Annotated in this window: 14 protein-coding genes; 6 read left to right on the top strand and 8 right to left on the bottom strand. The window is 64.6% G+C overall.

Annotation, left to right across the window (positions count from 1 at the left end; all coding sequences use genetic code 11):
• A partial coding sequence (locus ABWP50_RS07800) for an MFS transporter (RefSeq protein WP_353217433.1) occupies positions 1-1,333 on the top strand: 1,333 nt, incomplete at its 5' end.
• On the opposite strand, the gene ABWP50_RS07795 is transcribed toward ABWP50_RS07800, so the two are convergent.
• From ABWP50_RS07795 to typA, 6 genes are all read right to left on the bottom strand, one after another.
• Positions 1,326-2,408 carry an SO2930 family diheme c-type cytochrome gene (locus ABWP50_RS07795; protein WP_353217432.1) on the bottom strand — a complete coding sequence of 361 codons (1,083 nt, stop codon included), beginning with the start codon at positions 2,406-2,408 and terminating at the stop codon, positions 1,326-1,328. The genes ABWP50_RS07800 and ABWP50_RS07795 overlap by 8 nt on opposite strands.
• Positions 2,405-3,643: a parallel beta-helix domain-containing protein gene (locus tag ABWP50_RS07790; protein WP_353217431.1), complete on the bottom strand. Its 1,239-nt coding sequence runs from the start codon at positions 3,641-3,643 to the stop codon at positions 2,405-2,407. The genes ABWP50_RS07795 and ABWP50_RS07790 overlap by 4 nt, the downstream gene beginning before the upstream one ends.
• Positions 3,644-3,727: 84 nt before the next feature.
• The gene (locus ABWP50_RS07785) at positions 3,728-5,092 is read right to left on the bottom strand and encodes an MATE family efflux transporter (RefSeq protein ID WP_353217430.1); all 1,365 of its coding nucleotides are present in this window, start codon (positions 5,090-5,092) and stop codon (positions 3,728-3,730) included.
• Between the two features lie 63 nt (positions 5,093-5,155).
• Positions 5,156-5,716: a hypothetical protein gene (locus ABWP50_RS07780; RefSeq protein WP_353217429.1), complete on the bottom strand. Its 561-nt coding sequence runs from the start codon at positions 5,714-5,716 to the stop codon at positions 5,156-5,158.
• A 71-nt stretch (positions 5,717-5,787) separates the two neighbouring features.
• Positions 5,788-6,417, bottom strand: a complete 630-nt coding sequence (gene folE / locus ABWP50_RS07775) for a GTP cyclohydrolase I FolE (RefSeq protein ID WP_353217428.1) — start codon at positions 6,415-6,417, stop codon at positions 5,788-5,790.
• A 141-nt stretch (positions 6,418-6,558) separates the two neighbouring features.
• On the bottom strand, positions 6,559-8,394 hold the full coding sequence (gene typA / locus ABWP50_RS07770) for a translational GTPase TypA (RefSeq protein ID WP_353217427.1): 1,836 nt from the start codon (positions 8,392-8,394) through the stop codon (positions 6,559-6,561).
• A gap of 225 nt (positions 8,395-8,619) precedes the next feature.
• Between typA and ABWP50_RS07765 the strand changes: the two genes are divergently transcribed.
• The 4 genes from ABWP50_RS07765 (at position 8,620) to ftsH (ending at position 13,542) form a co-directional block, all read left to right on the top strand.
• Positions 8,620-9,570 (top strand): helix-turn-helix domain-containing protein, encoded by a 951-nt coding sequence (locus ABWP50_RS07765; RefSeq protein ID WP_353217426.1) that lies wholly within the window; start codon positions 8,620-8,622, stop codon positions 9,568-9,570.
• Positions 9,571-9,595: 25 nt separating this feature from the next.
• Positions 9,596-10,492 carry a YbgF trimerization domain-containing protein gene (locus ABWP50_RS07760; protein ID WP_353217425.1) on the top strand — a complete coding sequence of 299 codons (897 nt, stop codon included), beginning with the start codon at positions 9,596-9,598 and terminating at the stop codon, positions 10,490-10,492.
• Positions 10,493-10,541: 49 nt separating this feature from the next.
• Complete coding sequence (gene tilS, locus ABWP50_RS07755; RefSeq protein WP_353217424.1) at positions 10,542-11,492, top strand: tRNA lysidine(34) synthetase TilS; 951 nt, start codon at positions 10,542-10,544, stop codon at positions 11,490-11,492.
• A 103-nt stretch (positions 11,493-11,595) separates the two neighbouring features.
• Positions 11,596-13,542, top strand: a complete 1,947-nt coding sequence (gene ftsH / locus ABWP50_RS07750; RefSeq protein WP_353217423.1) for an ATP-dependent zinc metalloprotease FtsH — start codon at positions 11,596-11,598, stop codon at positions 13,540-13,542.
• Between the two features lie 60 nt (positions 13,543-13,602).
• Here the strand turns inward: ftsH and ABWP50_RS07745 are convergent, their stop codons facing one another.
• Positions 13,603-14,943, bottom strand: a complete 1,341-nt coding sequence (locus tag ABWP50_RS07745) for an MFS transporter (protein WP_353217422.1) — start codon at positions 14,941-14,943, stop codon at positions 13,603-13,605.
• 146 nt (positions 14,944-15,089) lie between these two features.
• Here ABWP50_RS07745 and ABWP50_RS07740 point away from each other — a divergent pair, with 146 nt between their 5' ends.
• On the top strand, positions 15,090-16,112 hold the full coding sequence (locus tag ABWP50_RS07740) for an SDR family oxidoreductase (protein ID WP_353217421.1): 1,023 nt from the start codon (positions 15,090-15,092) through the stop codon (positions 16,110-16,112).
• Positions 16,113-16,115: 3 nt separating this feature from the next.
• Here ABWP50_RS07740 and ABWP50_RS07735 read toward each other — a convergent pair whose 3' ends face one another.
• Positions 16,116-17,954 (bottom strand): DUF885 domain-containing protein, encoded by a 1,839-nt coding sequence (locus ABWP50_RS07735; protein ID WP_353217420.1) that lies wholly within the window; start codon positions 17,952-17,954, stop codon positions 16,116-16,118.
• Between the last annotated feature and the right edge of the window lie 78 nt (positions 17,955-18,032).

Here is an 18,032-nt window from a genome sequence, read left to right as displayed (position 1 = left end):
TATCGCCTTCTACGCGATTGGCCGGTTCGGCGCGAGTCTGGACGACATCGCGCATCTGGCCCATGGTTTGTCGCAGATGATCCAGCTTCTGGCCACGCGGCGCTTTGGCCCCTTGTTTGTCACCCAGTTTTTGGGTGCCTTCAACGACAATCTCTACCGCACGGCGCTGGTTTTCATTGTGGCCTATGAAATTGCCGCGGCAGATCCGGCGCGGGCGGCGATGCTGGCATCGGCGGCGGCCGGCTTGTTCATCCTGCCGTTCTTCCTGTTTTCGGGCATTGCCGGCTCGGTGGCGGATCGGCGCGACAAGGCTGCTATCGCTCGCCTGGTAAAGCTGTTTGAAATCATGTTCATGGCGCTGGGCTGGCTGGCGCTGGCCACGGGGCTCCTGCCGCTGGCGTTGGCGGTGGTGTTTTTGATGGGCTGCCATTCCACGCTGTTCGGCCCGATGAAATATGCCATCCTGCCCCAGCATCTGCCTCCGCGAGAGCTGGTGGCTGGCACCGGACTTGTGGAGGCCGCGACCTTTGTGGCGATTTTGCTGGGCCAGGTGGCGGGCGGCTTGCTGGCGACTTCCGTCGTTGGGCCGGCGGCGCTGGGAATCGCGGTGATTGGCTGGCTGGCGGCGCGCGCCATCCCGCCCGCGCCGCCAGAGGCTGCGCCCGAAATCCTGGGGCCAATTGACTGGAACCCGCTGAGCAGCAGCCGCACCGCGCTGGCCGGGGCCTTTGCCAGCGCGGCATTGTGGCGGGCGACGCTGGCGATATCGTGGTTCTGGGCACTGGGTGCGATTTACACCAGCCAGTTCGTGCCATTGGCCAAGAACAACATGGGCGGCACCGAGGCGGTCGCCACACTGTTTCTGGCGGCGTTTTCAGTGGGGATCGCCGCCGGATCAATTGCAGTGGGGCGTTGGCTGAAGGGGCGGATTTCGACGCGCCTGTGTGTGCCGGCCGGGCTGGTGATGGCCGCGGCCGGCGCTGATCTGTGGTTTGCCGTGGCGGGGATTGGCGCAGCGCCCAAGGATGTGGCCGGGTTGCTGGCCGGGCTGGCGGGCTGGCGGGCGCTTGTTGATTTGCTGGTGATGGCGGTGGCCGGCGGTGTGTTTTCGGTGCCGCTTTATGCCGTGCTGCAGACGGCGGGTGCCGCCGGCGCGCGCGCCACGGCCATTGCCGCCAACAATATCATCAACAGCCTGTTTCAAGTCGTGGCCGTGCTGGGTGCGGGCGCGGCAGTCAGCGCAGGGGCCGGCGTGCCGCTGGTGCTGCTGTTGGCCAGCATCAGCGTGCTGGCGGTACTGCCGGGGCTGCGCGCGTTGAACCGGCTCAGTTGACTGGACTGATCGGGCCAGCCGCGGGTTCGGGCAGCGCGGCAATCCATTGCCGGATCAACGCAGCGCCTTCGCTGTGCACCAGCGTTCGGCCAAATTGCGGCATCATCACGCCGGGTTCGGTCGATTCCATGCGGTGCAGCAGGATGGATTGTTCGGGCTGGCCCGGCAGGATAGAAAATTCGCGGCCGCCCGATCCGCGTCCGGCGGCCACTGGCCGCTTGCGAATGCCCAGATGCGCCGGGGTCTGCTCGTCCGGACCAAGATAGAGCCCGGAATTGGAGGCAAAGCCCGCCCGGTTGTGGCAGTGGCCGCAGTTCACCGCCAGATAGGCGCGGGCGCGGGCGTTCAGTGGCTCGGCCGGATCGTCCCAGCGCGCCAGGCGTGGCAAGGCATCGGGCACGCCGGCCGCGGGCAGCCCGGCCAAGCGGCTGGTCGCGGCCCACTGCAGCAACTGGTTGGGGCCGGTGTTGCCCAGGCCCCCGTTCAAATTGCCAGCCGTGGGGCCGATCGGCGTGATCGCTTCGCCGGCTTGGTGGCATTGTTTGCACTGGTTCTGGTTGGGCACGGCATAATCGATGGTCTGGTGCTGCCCGGCGGTGTTGATGATGTTGACCGCGACACGCTTGCCGGCGCGTTTCAGCACGGCCTGCGCGCCTTCCTGCACATAAGACAGCGCGGCCCAGCCGGAGGGGCGGTGGATGAGCAGGCGGGTTTCGATCGTCGTCAGATCGCGCCCCGGCTGCCGTGCGTCGGCTGGAAAGGCAAAGCGCTTGATCAGCACCGTGCCGACCGGAAAGGCCAACACGCCGCTGGCGCGGTAATCGGCGCGGGTGCCCGGCGGCAGCCAGACATGGCGATATTTTTCGGCGCCATCGGAAAACAGCGGCGTGTTAAGCGTGTAGGGCGAAACGCCCGGCGCGGGCCGGCCTTCGGCATCGAACAGGCCATAATCGGCAAGGCGCGGCGCGTCCTGTGTCAGCAGCAGCTGCGCCTGCACCTGCACCTGCACGGCAGGGCCGGCACCTGGCAGCAGGGCCGCAGCGGCCAGGAGCAGCAGGCACGCCGCCGGCTTCATCGGCTGCGGGCTTCCAGTGCGGCCGGCAAAACAATGGCGGGGCGGCCAGTGGCCGCAGCCATCACGATGGGCAACATGGCTGGCCGTGCTGCACTGGCTGGCGTGCCTTGCAGGCCCAGGCCCAGCGTGATGCCGGGCGCATCGCTGCTGATGCCGCCTGGCACCGCCACTTCGCTGCCGCCCGGAACCATATAGCGGGTGATGCCATCCCACATCACTGGCGGCACCGTGCCGCCCACGGCCGCCGCAATTTCCTTGCCGCCGCGAAACGCCGGCGCGGTGCCATTGCCGGTAAAGCGATTGCCGGACACGAACACGCTGCGCGGCAGCGGATTGTAGCTCTTGTCAGTGAACGCCTGGGTATAGGCAACGATCATCACGCCATTGCCATTGTTGCCCGTCACCTCGTTGCCCGCCACCATGACATGATCATTGGCCATCACCATGATGCCGGTGCCGGATGGTACGCCGGCGACAATGTTGCCGGGCGCAGCGAAATTCACGTGGTTGTTGGCCAGAACGCGGTTGTTCGACAGCCGGACGTTGCGGCCGCCCTGCTGCGGCAGATCGGGCAGATCGAACACCAATATGCCGCCGGCATTGTTGGTCGCGACATTGTCGATCACGTCGGCATCATAGCTGTTTTCAATCTCTATGCCGGCCACGTTCATTTCGGCGCGGCTGCGGCGCACGATGATGTTGATGGACTGGCCAACATAAATGCCTGCATCCGACGCGCCCCGCACCACCGAACGGTCGATCAACACATTTTTCGAACTGACCGGATAAAGCCCATAGGCGCCGTTGGTCGATTTGGCCCCGCCCGTCCACTCCACCCGCAGATTGACCAGCGCGATGCCATCGCTGCCCTTGGATTTGACGCCATTGCCAGCCGCATTTTCGATGCCCAGATCGCGCACCACCACATTGTTCGAGGTGATCAGCAGGCCTTCGCCCTCGCCCTTCTGAGCGGTGAAGTCCAAAATCGTCTTGTCGGGGCCGTCGCCGATCACGGTAACGCCGTCCACATCCAGCGAAAGCCCATCGGCAAGCGCATAGCGGCCGGCCGTGATGTGTACCGTGTCGCCGGGCTGCGCTTCGATCAGGGCGGTTTGCAGCGTTTCATGGGCATTGCCGCCCGCCGCCACCTTGATGGTTTTGGCATGTGCTGCGCCCGCGCTGGCGGCCACGGCGATGGCGGCCAATCCGGCGGCGATTGAGGCAAGGCTGCGCATGATGACGGATCCCGGATTGTTGAAGCTTGTTCAGTGTCGGCGCGAATGGCGCGCGGCTCAAGTCCCCAAAATCGCAGGCTGCCATTAGGCGGGTGCAAACTGCTCCCGCGCCAGCCACAGGAACCGGCCCCACAGCAGCACCGCCGACAGCGCGCTGGCAACGATGATCGCCCAGATCAGGCCATCGACGCCGCCGCCTGATTTGATCCCCAGCCACCAGGCCAGCGGCATCATCACCACCACATAGGAAACCACATGGATGGCCGCCGGCGCAAAAACATCGGTGCGCGCGCGCAGCGCCATCGCGGCGACCACCTGCAAGCCGTCCGCCACGAAAAACCAGCTCGACAAGATCATGGCGCTGGCGATGCCGGCCAAGACTGCGGCCTCGCGCGTGTACGCGGCGGCAATCGCCTGCGGAAACAGCCACACGCCGGCCGAAACCGCCAGCAGCACCGCGGTGGTCACGGCGCTGCCCTGCGCTGCCGACGCCAGCATGGCGCTGCGGTCACGCGCACCATAGGCGCGGCCAACCAGCACCGATGTGGCCACCGACAAGCCGAGCGGCACCATGAACACCAACGCTGCAACATTGATCACCACGGCCCACACCGCCACGGCGGCAGCGCTGATCCAGCCGGCAAAGATCGCCATGGCCGAAAACGCCAGGCTTTCGATGAAATAGCTGGTGGCAGCGCCATAACCAACCTTGCGCATGTTGCGCACGGCAGCAGGGTCATCAGGTGCGCGGCTGAACACGCCCAGTTCGCGGGCGCGGTGCCAGCGCACGATCACAGCCGCAATGAACACCAGCAAAAACAACCGGCTGGCAAAGGTGGCCCAAGCGCTGGCCACGGCGCCCTCCACGCCCAACAGATTGCCGCCCGGCACCAGCCACAAATTGACAATCAGATTGACGATATTGGCTGACCACATTGCCACCATGCCCGGAATGGCGCGGCCATGGGCCTCCAGCCAGAACATGCCGGCATCAGCAATCAGGATCGGAACCAGCGACACCGCCTGCACCTGCAAGACCAGCGTGGCGCCCTGCGCCAGGCCCGGCGCCATATCGAATGCCTCCAGCATCGGCCCGCCCGCCACCGCCAGAAACAGCGCGCACAAGGCCGACACCCACGCCGCATAGGCCAGGCCGCGCCGCAGGATGGCGCCGGTATCGGCGGCGCGGCCTTCGCCGATGGCCTGGCTGGTGAGCACCTGCACCCCCGACAACAGGCCCAGCGCCGTGGTCAATACCACACCGGTTACTGCCCAGCCCAGAGCGTGAAAGCCAAGCTCGGCCGCGCTGTGCTGCCCAACGATAATGGTATCGACAAGGCCCATCGCCATGATGCCCAGCCGCGACGCCACCACCGGCGCAGCCAGCGTCAGCAGGGCGCGCAGGCCAGTGCCGTTTGTCGTAACATCCTGGGCTGTGCCCACCTGCATGAATGACTGTCCTGAACCACCAGAGAGCGGCAGCGAATACAGGCAGCAGCAGCGACTGGCAAATTACCGCTTTGCGGGAGCCGTGGCTGCGAGCGTCAAGCGGCAACCGCGGGCTTTCATCGTTCCCTTGATGTAACTGCGCCGCAGCTGTCCGGCCAGCCGCGCCGCAGCCACCTTGCTCGCCACCTTGCTGGCACCGGTGATCTCACGGATCAGGCCTTGGCCGGGGATCAGGTTGCCGGTCATGCCTTCGGCGCTGTCGAGCAGAAACTCCACCGGGTCGCGGCCCTTGCGGGCATTCAGGCTAGGATCGTCCACATCTGGGCCGACCATACCAGTCATCCGGTTGACTTCGCCGTTCAGACCGCGGCACGTCCTCAGGCCGGCAACATCATAGGGGGAGGCCATGATCGCCTCCAGTTCGGCGGCGAGCTTGGGCTTCATGATGTTGAGGTCTCGCAGCGGGCGGCTGGCGGCCCGGCCCAGCTGCTCATCCTTTTCACCTTTTTCGGGCCCAACCACGGCTTCGGCGCCGGTGCGCGTGTTAAGTGGCGATTGGGGCGGGGTCTGGGCCGCAACGGCACAGGCCGCGGCAAACGGCAAAAAGGAAAGGTAGTAGTTCATGGCGTGGATATACGCTCTGGCCGGCGCCAGCGCATTCTGCGGAAACTACTCAGGCTGCGCGGCCTGATGCTTCAGCCTTTGCCCATCAGGCGCAACACTTCGGATCGGCTGCCGTGGTTTTCGCGAAACACGCCCATCATCCGGCTGGTGGTCATGACCACGCCGGGCGTCATCACGCCGCGTGCCGACATGCAGGCGTGCGTGGCTTCGATCACAACAGCCACCCCGATCGGATCGAGATGGGTCTGGATGCAATCGGCCACTTCGGCGGTAAGACGCTCTTGCACTTGCAGCCGGCGGGCATAGCCGTGCAGCACCCGCGCCAGTTTCGAAATGCCCACCACGCGGCTGCGCGGCAGATAGGCGATGTGCGCCTTACCGATGATCGGTGCCATGTGGTGTTCGCAATGGGACTGGAACGGAATGTCGCGCAAGATGACGATTTCATCATAGCCGCCCACTTCGGCAAAGGTGCGCGCCAGGTGCACGCCGGGGTCTTCGGCATAGCCCTTGGTATATTCACGCCATGCCCGCGTCACCCGCGCCGGCGTGTCGAGCAAGCCTTCGCGGTCGGGATCGTCGCCGGTCCAGCGGATCAGGGTGCGAATAGCGGCTTCGGCGTCTTCCTTGGGGATCGTGACAAAATCAGCACGTGCCGGCGCATCGAGAGGCGAATCATCGTCGATTAGTGTCGTGGACATTGGGAGATTCCCTCCATCAAGCAGCGCCTACCAACGAGCGCGCGGCCGGAATGCACCGGACGCGCGGCTTAGGCGCTGGCGGCATATCCCGCAAACGCGCCATTGTCGCAGTGGACAGCCCGGGGTTGGGCTGAAAACGGCTCAGCCGGCAGAGCGGGCGCGGCTCGCGCGCTTGCGCTCGTTAGGATCCAGGTGAATCTTCCGCAGGCGGATGAAATTGGGTGTCACCTCAACCAGTTCATCCTCGTCGATATAGGCAATGGCTTGTTCCAGCGTCAGCTTCTTGGGCGGGCTGAGCACGATGGCATCATCCTTGCCGCTGGCGCGGAAGTTGGTCAATGCCTTGGATTTCAGCGGGTTGACTTCAAGATCGTCATCGCGGGCGTTCTCGCCGATTACCATGCCCTGATAAACCGATTCGCCCGGTGCGATCATCAACGTGCCGCGCGGCTGCAGATAGCCGAGCGCGTAAGCAACCGCGTCGCCGCTTTCGGTGGAAATCAGCACGCCATTGGCACGGCCACTGATCGGGCCTTTGTGCGGGCCATATTTTTCAAACAGCCGGTTCATGATGCCGGTGCCGCGCGTGTCCGACAAAAACTCGCCATGATAGCCGATCAGGCCGCGCGACGGTGCCGAGAAAGTGAGCCGGGTCTTGCCGCCGCCCGATGGGCGCATGTCGGTCATCTCAGCCTTGCGGCCGGCCATTTTCTCCACGACCGAACCCGAATACTGCTCATCGACGTCAATGACGACAGTTTCATACGGCTCGGTGCGCTTGCCGTTATCGTCGGTGCCGAAAATAACGCGCGGACGCGCGATGGACAGCTCAAAGCCTTCGCGGCGCATGGTTTCGATCAACACGCCCAGTTGCAATTCGCCGCGCCCGGCCACTTCAAACGCATCCTTGGAGGCGCTCTCGGTGATCTTGATGGCGACATTGCCTTCAGCTTCGCGGATCAGACGATCGGCGATCATGCGGCTGGTTACCTTGCTGCCGTCGCGGCCGGCGTAAGGCGAATCATTGACGCTAAAGGTCATCGACAGGGTCGGCGGATCAATGGGCTGGGCGTGCAGCGGCTCCGAAACACTCACGTCGGCGATGGTATCGGCAACCGTGGCCTTGGTCAGGCCGGCCAGCGCGATGATGTCGCCAGCCTTGGCTTCCTCCACGGGCACGCGTTCCAGGCCCTGAAAAGCGAAAATCTTGGAGGCGCGGCCGGCTTCGACAATCGTGCCGTCCGGATTCAGCGCATGGATCGGGGTGTTGACCTTCAACGTGCCGGAAATCACCCGGCCGGTGAGGATGCGGCCCACGAACGAATCGCGATCAAGCAGCGACACCAGCATCTTGAATTCGCCATCCGGATCACCCGCCGGTTCCGGCACATGATCGACGATCTTCTGGAATAATGGCTTCAGATCGCCCGAACGCACATGTTCATCCATGCCGGCATAACCGTTGCGGCCCGAGGCGTAGAGGGTCGGGAAATCGAGCTGTTCGTCGCTGGCTTCGAGGGTGACGAACAGATCGAACACCTCGTTCAGCACTTCATCGGCGCGCGCATCCGGGCGATCGATCTTGTTGACCACCACGATCGGGCGCAGGCCCAAAGCCAGCGCCTTGCCGCACACGAACTTGGTTTGCGGCATCGGGCCTTCGGCGGCATCGACCAGCAGGATGACGCCATCGACCATCGACAAGATGCGCTCCACCTCACCGCCGAAATCGGCGTGGCCGGGGGTATCGACGATGTTGATATGGAATGTCTCGCCGGAAGCGCTTGGCCATTCGATGCTGGTGCATTTCGCCAGGATGGTAATCCCGCGTTCCTTTTCCAGGTCGTTTGAATCCATTGCACGTTCGGCGACCCGCTGGTTGTCGCGAAAGGTGCCCGACTGGCGGAACAACTGGTCGACCAAAGTGGTCTTGCCATGATCGACGTGCGCGATGATCGCGATGTTGCGAATGGACATGCGGGGCTTCCGGGGCAGCAAAAGGGCAATCGCCGCAGCGGCTGGATGCCGATGAGACTGGCGCGGCCATAGGGCACGGGCGGCTTTTGGGCAAGCCGCCCGTGCTGCGCTGCGGCAGGCCGGGGCAGGCGGCGCCAAGCCAGGCCCGCACAGCCGCTCTTGCAGCGTCATTGACTCTACTCCGCTAGCTGGCCAAAGCCGAACCGGAAGCGGGAGGGTCGCCCGGTGTCAGACGTGGATAATATGAGCAATTTGCCGGACAGTCCTGATGCTGCACCGCCTCCCGCGCCATCGGTGTTGGCAGCGCGGCTGACGCTGGGTGGCCTGCTGGTAGAAAGCCGGGCTGTGTCCGGACGCGACTTGGCAGATATCGCTCGCGAAACGCGCGTCCCGCTGCGCCACCTGATGGCGATCGAAGCGGATGATCATCGGTCGCTGCCAGCCCTGCCTTATGCGATCGGGTTCGTAAAAAGCTATGCACGCGCCATTGGCCTCAATCCCGAAGCCGCAGCCGCGCAGTTCCGCGCCGAAACCAGCATTGTACCGCACATGCCAACGGCGCTGAATCTGGACCCGTTGCCCGAATCGCGGCTGCCATCGCGCCGCACAGCCCTCAGCAGTCTGGCGCTGTTGGTGGTGTTGATCACGGCATTGGGATTTTATGGTGCGGGCGCATTCGATCCGGCGCCGCCGGCCGCCATTCAAGCCGAACCGGTTGCCGCCGCAGAAGTTCTGCCGGCTGAACCGCTGCTGCCACCACGGGCGGCCGGCGACCTTGCCCCGGTCGTGCCGGCCGGCACTTTTCCAGCGGCGGTGCCAGCCGTCATGGCAGGCGGCGCGGTGGTGCTGATGGCCAAGGAAGATGTCTGGATCAAGATCTATGATCGCAGCACCGGCCGGCGGGTGTTCATGGGTGTGCTAGGTGCCGGGCAGCGTTTTGAGGTGCCAGCCGATGGCCCACCGCTGACGTTGCGGGCCGGCCGGGCGGGCATGGTGCAGATTTCGGTGGGCGGCACCGATCTGCCGGCGCTTGGCGGGCCGGTGTCGACCATCGACGGCGTGGTTTTGACAGCGCCGGCGCTGGCAGCGCGGTTTGCAGCCGCGCCGCCAGGCCCGGCTGTTCAGCCAGCGGCAAGGCCGCTTGGGCCACAGCCGGACCGCCCGCCCGGAGATTGATATGGTTCGCCCGCTGCCCATGCTGTTGGTTTCTGCACTCGTGTTTCCGGCCCCGGTTGCGGCGCAAGCTGTCGATGTCGGCAAGCTCGATCGCCGCGTTGGCAAAATCGAATCGGAAATGCGGGCGGTGCAGCGCAAGGTGTTTCCTGGCGGTGACACGCGGTTTTTTGAACCGGAAATCCCGGCTGGGGCGCCGGCGCCTGTCGCCGCCCCGCCTGCCGCCCCGGCCTCCATGCCGATCGCCGATCTCACCGCGCGCGTCGATGCGCTCGAAAGCAGCTTGAAGGGCATGACTGGCCAGATCGAGGCCATGGAATATAAGCTGCGCCAGCTGGAAGACGGCCAGCGCCGGCTGAAGGGCGATGTCGAATTTCGGCTGACCGCGCTTGAAGGCTCGAGGGCTGCCGCTGCGGCTGTTCCAGCGGACGGGACAACGCCGGCCGCGCCAGCTGCTGCTGCGCCGCCCGCCCCTTCGCCAGCAACGCCTGCTGCCAAGCCGGCAACGGCCGACACCGCTTGGGCGCTGGCCTACCCGAAGGTGACTGCACGCGATTGGCCGGCTGTGGAAACGGCAATGACCAGATTTGCCGCCGAATGGCCGAAATCGCCGCGCGCCGCGCAAGCCAAATATTGGCTGGGCCGGTCGCATGCCGCCCGCAGCCAGCATGCGCAGGCCGCGCAGGCATTCTTGAATGTGTATCAGTCAGCGCCGAGATCAGCGCCGGCGCCTGATGCCCTGATCGGGTTGGCCGGCGCGTTGACCGCGATGGCCAAGACCAACAACGCTTGCCAGGTGCTGGACGAGCTGACTGCGGTTTATGGTGCCAAGCTGACCGATACGCAAAAGGCCGATGCCGGCCGCCAGCGCGTGCGAGCCAAATGCCCCGTGCCGAACGCATCTGGCCCGAATCCATCTGCCTGAACCGCTCCCCGATCTCGCGGCGCTGATCGCGGGCGCGCTTGGCCGGCCGGTGGCGGCGGCGGAACGGCTGGCAGTCGCGGTGTCGGGCGGGCCGGACAGTTTGGCGCTGCTCGGCCTGGCGCAGGCCGCATTTGCCGGACGCGTGACCGCCTTGACCGTCGATCACCGCTTGCGCGCCGCATCAGCGGACGAAGCGGCGGCGGTGGCGGCGCAATGTGCGGCGCGTGGTATCGCGCATGTCACGCTGCTGCGTCCCGGTGCGGGCTTTGCATCAAATGTCCAGGCCCGCGCCCGCGCCGCGCGCTATGCTATGCTGGCGGATTGGTGCGCAGCGCATGGCCAAGGCCTGTTGCTGACAGCGCATCATGCCGATGATCAAGCCGAAACACTGCTGATGCGGTTGGACCGCGCCAGCGGCTCCGATGGCCTCGCCGGTATTCGCCCGGTTCGGCAGCTGCAGCCGGCTGTGTTGCTGGTGCGGCCGCTGCTGGCGGTGCGCAAATCCAGCCTGATCGCCATAGCGGGCGAAGCGGGCTGGCAGGTCATTGACGATCCATCCAACCGTGATCCGCGCCACGATCGCAGCCGCATCCGCACGGCGTTGGCCGCCAGCGGCCTTGCCGTGCCAGCGCTTGCGCGTGCTGCGGCCCATCTGGCGCAGGATGCGCAGGCGCTGGCGTGGGCAGCACAGCTGGCGTGGGATGGGCGGGTAACCCATGGCCCACCGGGCGTCTTGCTGATGGATGTGCGCGGCCTGCCCACTGCGCTGAGATTGCGTCTGCTGGCGCGCGGGGTGTCGGAGCTTGGGCCAGAGCCTGGCAGTGCACTGCCGCGCGGCGGTGATGTCGCCCGGCTGGCGGCGCGACTCGCCAGCGGCAAACCGGGCACTTTGGCCGGTGTTTGCGTGCGCGCCGGGCTGATCTGGCGGTTGCAGCGTGCGCCGCTGCGACGTATCGGCCCCAAATCAGGGCGAAACTGCCCAAATGGCGAGGCAGAATAGCACAGCCTGATTGCAACCACGCCAATCCGGCTTATCTTCAACCATCCAGGCCGTTCTTGTTGTGCAGGATCGCGCCCAATTTCAAGATCAGGATGATGTTTTGATGTCCGAAGGTCCCAACAAGCGCCCGCCCAGCCCGTGGATGAAGAACGTCGGCATGTGGGTGGCCATATTGATTGGTCTGGCGGTGGTGGTGAATCTGATGCAGGGGCCAAGCGCCTCGCGCAGCGGAGATGCCGTGGCCTATTCGGATTTTCTGGCCCGGGTAGATGACGGCGCGGTCAAATCGGTGGAAATTCGCGGTGACGAAATTGTCGGCCGCACCAGCAACGACGAACAGTTTCGCACCTTCAATCCCGGTGACACACAGCTGATCGAACGGCTGCGTACCAAGGGCGTGCGCTTTGATGCTCGGCCCGAAGAAAGCCGGTCACTGTTCATGCAATTGCTGTTCAACATGCTGCCGTTCGTGCTGATGATCGGTATCTGGATTTTCGTGATGCGCCAGATGCAGAACGGCGCCGGCCGCGGTGCCATGGGCTTTGGCAAATCCAAGGCCAAATTGCTGGTGCAAAAGGAAGGCCGCGTTACCTTCGACGATGTTGCCGGTATCGACGAAGCCCGCGAAGAGCTGGAAGAGATCGTCGACTTCCTCAAGGACCCCACCCGCTTCAGCCGTCTTGGCGGCAAGATCCCCAAAGGCGCGCTGCTCGTCGGCCCGCCCGGCACCGGCAAGACACTGCTGGCACGCGCCATCGCCGGCGAAGCCAATGTGCCGTTCTTCTCGATCTCCGGTTCGGACTTTGTCGAAATGTTCGTGGGTGTCGGCGCCAGCCGTGTGCGCGACATGTTCGAACAGGGCAAGAAGGCCGCGCCGTGCATCATCTTCATCGATGAAATCGACGCTGTCGGCCGCAGCCGCGGCGCCGGCATGGGCGGCGGCAACGATGAACGCGAGCAGACGCTGAACCAGCTGCTGGTGGAAATGGACGGCTTTGATGCCAACGAAGGCATTATCATCATCGCGGCCACCAACCGGCCCGATGTTCTAGATCCAGCCTTGCTGCGTCCCGGCCGTTTCGATCGCCAAGTGGTGGTTGGCCGCCCGGATATCGATGGCCGCGAGAAGATTCTTGCAGTGCACATGAAGAAAGTGCCGTTGTCGCCGGATGTCAGCGCCCGCACCATCGCGCGCGGCACGCCCGGCTTTGCCGGTGCCGATCTGGCCAATCTGGTCAACGAAGCGGCGCTGCTGGCCGCACGGCGCGGCAAGCGGCTGGTATCGATGCGCGAGTTCGAAGATGCCAAGGACAAGGTGTTGATGGGCGCCGAGCGCAAGACGCTGGCGATGACCGAAGATGAAAAGAAGATGACGGCCTATCACGAGGCCGGCCACGCGCTGGTGTCGCTGCACGAAGCGGCATCGGATCCGATCCACAAGGCCACCATCATCCCGCGCGGCCGCGCACTGGGCATGGTGATGCGCCTGCCGGAACGGGATCAGTACAGCTACCACCGTGACAAGATGTACGCCAATCTGGCGGTGTCGATGGGCGGCCGTGTCGCCGAAGAACTCATCTTCGGCTATGACAAGGTGTCGTCCGGTGCGTCGTCCGACATCAGCTACGCTACTGATCTGGCGCGCTCGATGGCGACGCAGTGGGGCATGTCCGACAAGCTGGGGCCGTTGAAATATACGGAGAACCAGGAAGAATCCTTCCTGGGCCAGAGCATATCGCGCACTCAGAACATGTCGGAGCAGACGGCGCAGTTGATCGACGAAGAAGTGCGCTCAACGGTGACCAAGGGCTATGACCGGGCCAAGCAGCTGCTGACGGATCATATCGACCAGCTCCACGCCATCGCTGGCGCGCTGCTGGAATATGAGACGCTGACGGGCGATGAAATCAAGAAGGTGATGGATGGCGGCACCATCGATCGCGGTTCGGCCACCACCACGCCTGTGACGCGCCAGTCTGCCGGCGCATCGGCCATCCCCAAGGCTGGCCGCCGCGGCACCGGCCTGGGTGAGGCACCGGCTGGCGCGTGATGCGGAGGGCGGCGGCAGCAGTTTTGCTGCCACCGCCTCCCGCACCGGGATTGGCGCTGCTCAGTTTTCAACATGGTCGCTTGGCTCGCGGCGAAGCGCGGGCTGGGTAAAGGCATACACTGCCAGGCAGGCCAGCGCGCCAGCACTCAGCCAATAAGTCAGCGTGTGGCTGAACTGGTACAAGCCGATGCCCACAGCGGGCGCAAACACGAAGCAACTGCCGTTCACTGAGGTGACAGCGCCGGCAACGCCGCCCTGTTCGGCGCGTGAAACGGCGATGCTGGCGCCGGCGGTGAACCCCGGCCGAGCAAGGCCATAGCCCATGCTCATCAGCGCAAAGGCCAGCACCAGGCCGTAGAGATTGCCGGAAAGCGCAATGCCTGCGGTGCCGATGGCGGCAATCACGGTGCCCCAGCGCATCAGCGCCGGCGGGGTCAAGCGCAATTGCGGGATCAGCACCCATTGCGCCAGCAACGTTGAAAATGCCCCGGCCATGAAAATCAGCGCAATGCTGTGCTGCGAACCCAGTGCGTCGCCGCCCAGCGTATCGATCACCAGAAAGCCCACGGTCTGGCCGCTAGCCGCCTGGACCGATCCCGAAACAAAGCCGAAAATCATGAACGGCGCGATGCGGCTGTCTTTCACGCTCAGCCGTTTGGGCCGGCCGGCGGCGGCCGCACTGACGTTGGCGCCAGTCGCGGCACCGGCCAGATTGGGCTCCGACGACGGCGCGCCGCTGCCCATCTGGGCATTGCCGGGCCGGTGGGTGGGGTCATCATCCGGCAATATGCGGGCCACGGCAACCATGACCAACAGGGCGATGCCGGCAAAGGCAAACATCGGTCCGGATAGCCCCAGCGGCGCCAGAATGAACAGCGGCGCAATCGCTGGCCCGATGATGGTGCCTAGGCCGAACGCCGATGACAGGCTGGATAGCGCAGCCGTGCGATCTTGCTCGTTGGTGCGGCCGGCAACATAGGCCTGCGCGGCCGGATTGGCCGCCGAACCGAAAATGCCGAACAGGCTGCGCAGCGCGGCAAACACCGCAAAGGTAGCGATGGGCGCCAGCCAGCCGTTCAGCCCGGCATATATGGCAATGCCGCAGCCCGTCATTGAAACAAGGAAGCCCATCGAGCCGACCAGCATCAGCCGCCGCCGGCCGCGCACATCGCTTTGCCGAGCCCAGTAAGGCGCGCTGAAGGTCCACAACAAGGCCGAAAAGGAGAAGATCACGGCCACCATCATATCGGGGAGATGGATGACCCGGGCGATGGCGGGCAGCACCGTCTGCAACGCGGTGTTGCCCGCTGCCACGGTAAGCAGCGCCATGAAGACCACAGCGAATTCACGGCGCGGCAGCGATGCACTGGCCGCGCCGGCAAAGGGGTTGGGAGTCTGCACTGCGCTTCAATGACCCGCTGCCGCGCTGCTGCCAACCCGTTACTTTTCGCGCCAGCAATCCGCCGCCGCTGCAACTGCACTGATAAGCGTGGCGCGAACCGGCGCTGCTCGGCTAAAGACGGGCTCAGAAACGCGGAGGATTGGCAATGGCTGCGAACAACAACAAGGTGCTGGTCACCGGCGCGTCCGGCTATATCGCCGGTTTCATCGTGCAAAAGCTGGTGGCCGATGGCTGGCAGGTGCGTGGCACGATACGAAATCTGGCGCGCGCTGCCGAGGTGCGCGCCACGTTGGGTCTGCCCGATCTGGAGCTGGTCGCCTGCAATCTGACCAGCGACGAAGGCTGGGCCGAAGCCATGGCGGGCTGCGACTATGTCCAGCATATCGCCTCACCGATCCCAACGGGCGAACCCAAGGACGCCAATGATCTGATCATCCCCGCCCGCGAAGGCGCGCTGCGCGCGCTGCGCTTTGCTCACGCAGCCGGTGTGAAGCGCGTGGTGATGACCAGCAGCATGGCGGCGATCGCCTATGGCCATGGTGAAGCCCGCAGCGCGCCGTTCACCGAAGCCGATTGGTCGAACGTCAACAGCCTGGACGCCTATGCGTATATCAAGTCCAAGACGTTGGCGGAGCAGGCGGCGCGCGAGTGGATGGCGGCCAACGGCGCCGGCATGGACTATGTGTCGATCAACCCGTCGGCGGTGCTTGGGCCAGTGCTCGGCAGTGATTTTTCGACCAGCCTCGAAGTGGTGAAAAAATTGCTCGATGGGGCCTTGCCCGGCCTCCCCAATCTTGGCTTTGGCGTGGTCGATGTGCGCGATGTCGCCGATCTGCATGTGCTGGCGATGACAGCGCCGGGATTGAACGGCGAACGCTTCATCGCGCAAGGCCGCTTCATGTGGATGCGTGAGGTGGCGCAGGTGCTGCAATCTGGCCTGGGCCGCCAGGCGCGCCGGGTGCCCAGCCGGGGCTTGCCGAACTGGCTGCTGAAATTGCTTGGAAATTTCGATGCCACCGTCAAGATGGTGGTGCCCGAACTCGGCCGCCGCCGCGAAGCCAGCGCCGCGCACGCGCTGGAACGGCTCGGCTGGAGAACCCGCGACGAAACCGCGACCATCCTCGATTGCGCACACAGCCTGATCGAAAAAGGGCTGGTCAAGGCCTGAGCCTCATTGGCTGGGCGCCTGTCCGCCGCTGGCAATCCAGCGGTCGATCTTGGCCTCCAGCACCGCCATCGGCAGTGCGCCGGTCATCAACACTTGCGCATGAAAGCGCTTGATGTCGAACTTCGGCCCCAGCGCAGTTTGTGCCTTGGCGCGCAGCCGGCTGATGGTGAGCTGGCCGATCTTGTAGGCCAGCGCCTGTCCGGGAATGGCGATATAGCGTTCAACTTCGGCCGTGGCATCGGTGCGGCTCATGCTGCTGTTGGCCAGCATATATTCGATCGATTGGTCACGGCCCCAGCCTTTGCTGTGGATGCCGGTGTCCACCACCAGGCGCATGGCGCGCAGCATCTCGTCGTCATAGCGGCCCATCAACTGGTAGGGATCGCTGAACATGCCCAGCTCCGGCCCCAGGCTTTCGGCATAGAGCGCCCAGCCTTCGGCAAAAGCCGTGTTGCCGCCAAACCGCTGAAACGCTGGCAATTTGTCGTTTTCCTGCGCCAGGCTGATCTGGAAATGATGGCCGGGCACGGCTTCGTGCAGATAGAGTGTTTCCACGCCATAGTTGCTGCGGGAGGGCAGGTCATAGGCGTTGTAATAGAAGATGCCGGGCCGGCTGCCGTCGGGTGTGCCGCCCTGATAGCTACCGGCCGCATCGGTTTTCTCGCGGTGCGGCGGCACCGGGCGGATTTCCAGCGCGGTTTTGGGGAGCGTGTCGAACAGCCGGCCCACGACGCCATCAACCTGCTTGCCGGTGGTGCGGAACGCGTCGCCCATCGCCTGGGCCGACGCGAACTTGAAGCGTGTGTCGGTGCGCAAATGTTCAAAAAACGCCTTGCGGTCGCCCTTGAAGCCGACGCGCTTTTGCACCTCGTCCATGCCGTTCAGGATGCGCGCCACTTCGGACAGGCCGATGTTGTGGATTTCGTCCGGTGTTCTGGCGGTGGTGGTGTTGCTGGCCACCAGATAGGCATAAAGCGCCGGGCCGCCGGGCATGGCCGACAGGCCGACCAGGTCACGCGCCACCCGCAGATACTCATTGGCCAGGAAATCGCGCAGGCGCAGCAGCGCCGGATTGACCCGGTCCCCGATCATCGCCGTGTAGGCCGCCGTCAGCCGGGTGCGGTCGGCTGGCGAGATGCTGTCCGGAAAAGCGGCGACCGGCTTCATCATGATTGATTTGGCGGTGCCGCCAGCGGTCAGATTGTTCAATTGATCGATGGTGTTGCGTACCACCAGTTTGGGCTGCACCACCCCCGATTGCATGCCCTGCCGGAACCGCAGCACCGCCAGATCAAGCAGGCGCGCGAACTGATCGCTGCGCTTCAGGGCGTCCTCATAATCCTTCAACGTCTTGAACGGCGCGGCGCTTTCGCCGGATTGCAGCTCGGCAAGGAAGTTGTGAAAGCCGAAAAAATGGTCGATCGGCCGGGGCGCGGTGGCCGCCAGCAGCTGCGGTTGCAGTCCGGCCAGATCGGTTTCCCGCTGCCATTTGAACACATCATAGCTGATCTGCTCACCGGCGGTCAGGGCGTTGCGGTCGATGCCAGCCAGGGCGTTCAGCTCGGCTTCGGCGGCTTTTTTCTCGGCGGCAAAGGCCGCGTCGGTCAGCCATTCGCCCAGATAATCGGCGCGGCTGGTATCCCCGCGAAACAGGAGGCCGATGGGATTGCGCTTCAGATTGCCGGAATCGCTCAGCGCAAACAGCGCGCTGAGCGCGCTGGCTGGCGTTTGGGTGACCATTTGTGGCACACCGTTGCCATTGGCTGGCCCCGCAGCAGTTTGTGCTGACACAGGCGAAATCCCGATCAGGCTGACCGCAACCAGCAGAGCAGAAACGCGCATCGAGATACTCCATGAGTTTTTGGGGGCGTATTGCTCCCATAATACGCTGAGCGCCCCAGTCAATCACCAGCTGCAATC

The organism is Sandarakinorhabdus sp. (genome assembly GCF_040398645.1).
GTDB lineage: Bacteria > Pseudomonadota > Alphaproteobacteria > Sphingomonadales > Sphingomonadaceae > Sandarakinorhabdus.
This window is presented reverse-complemented; position numbering and strand designations above follow the sequence as displayed.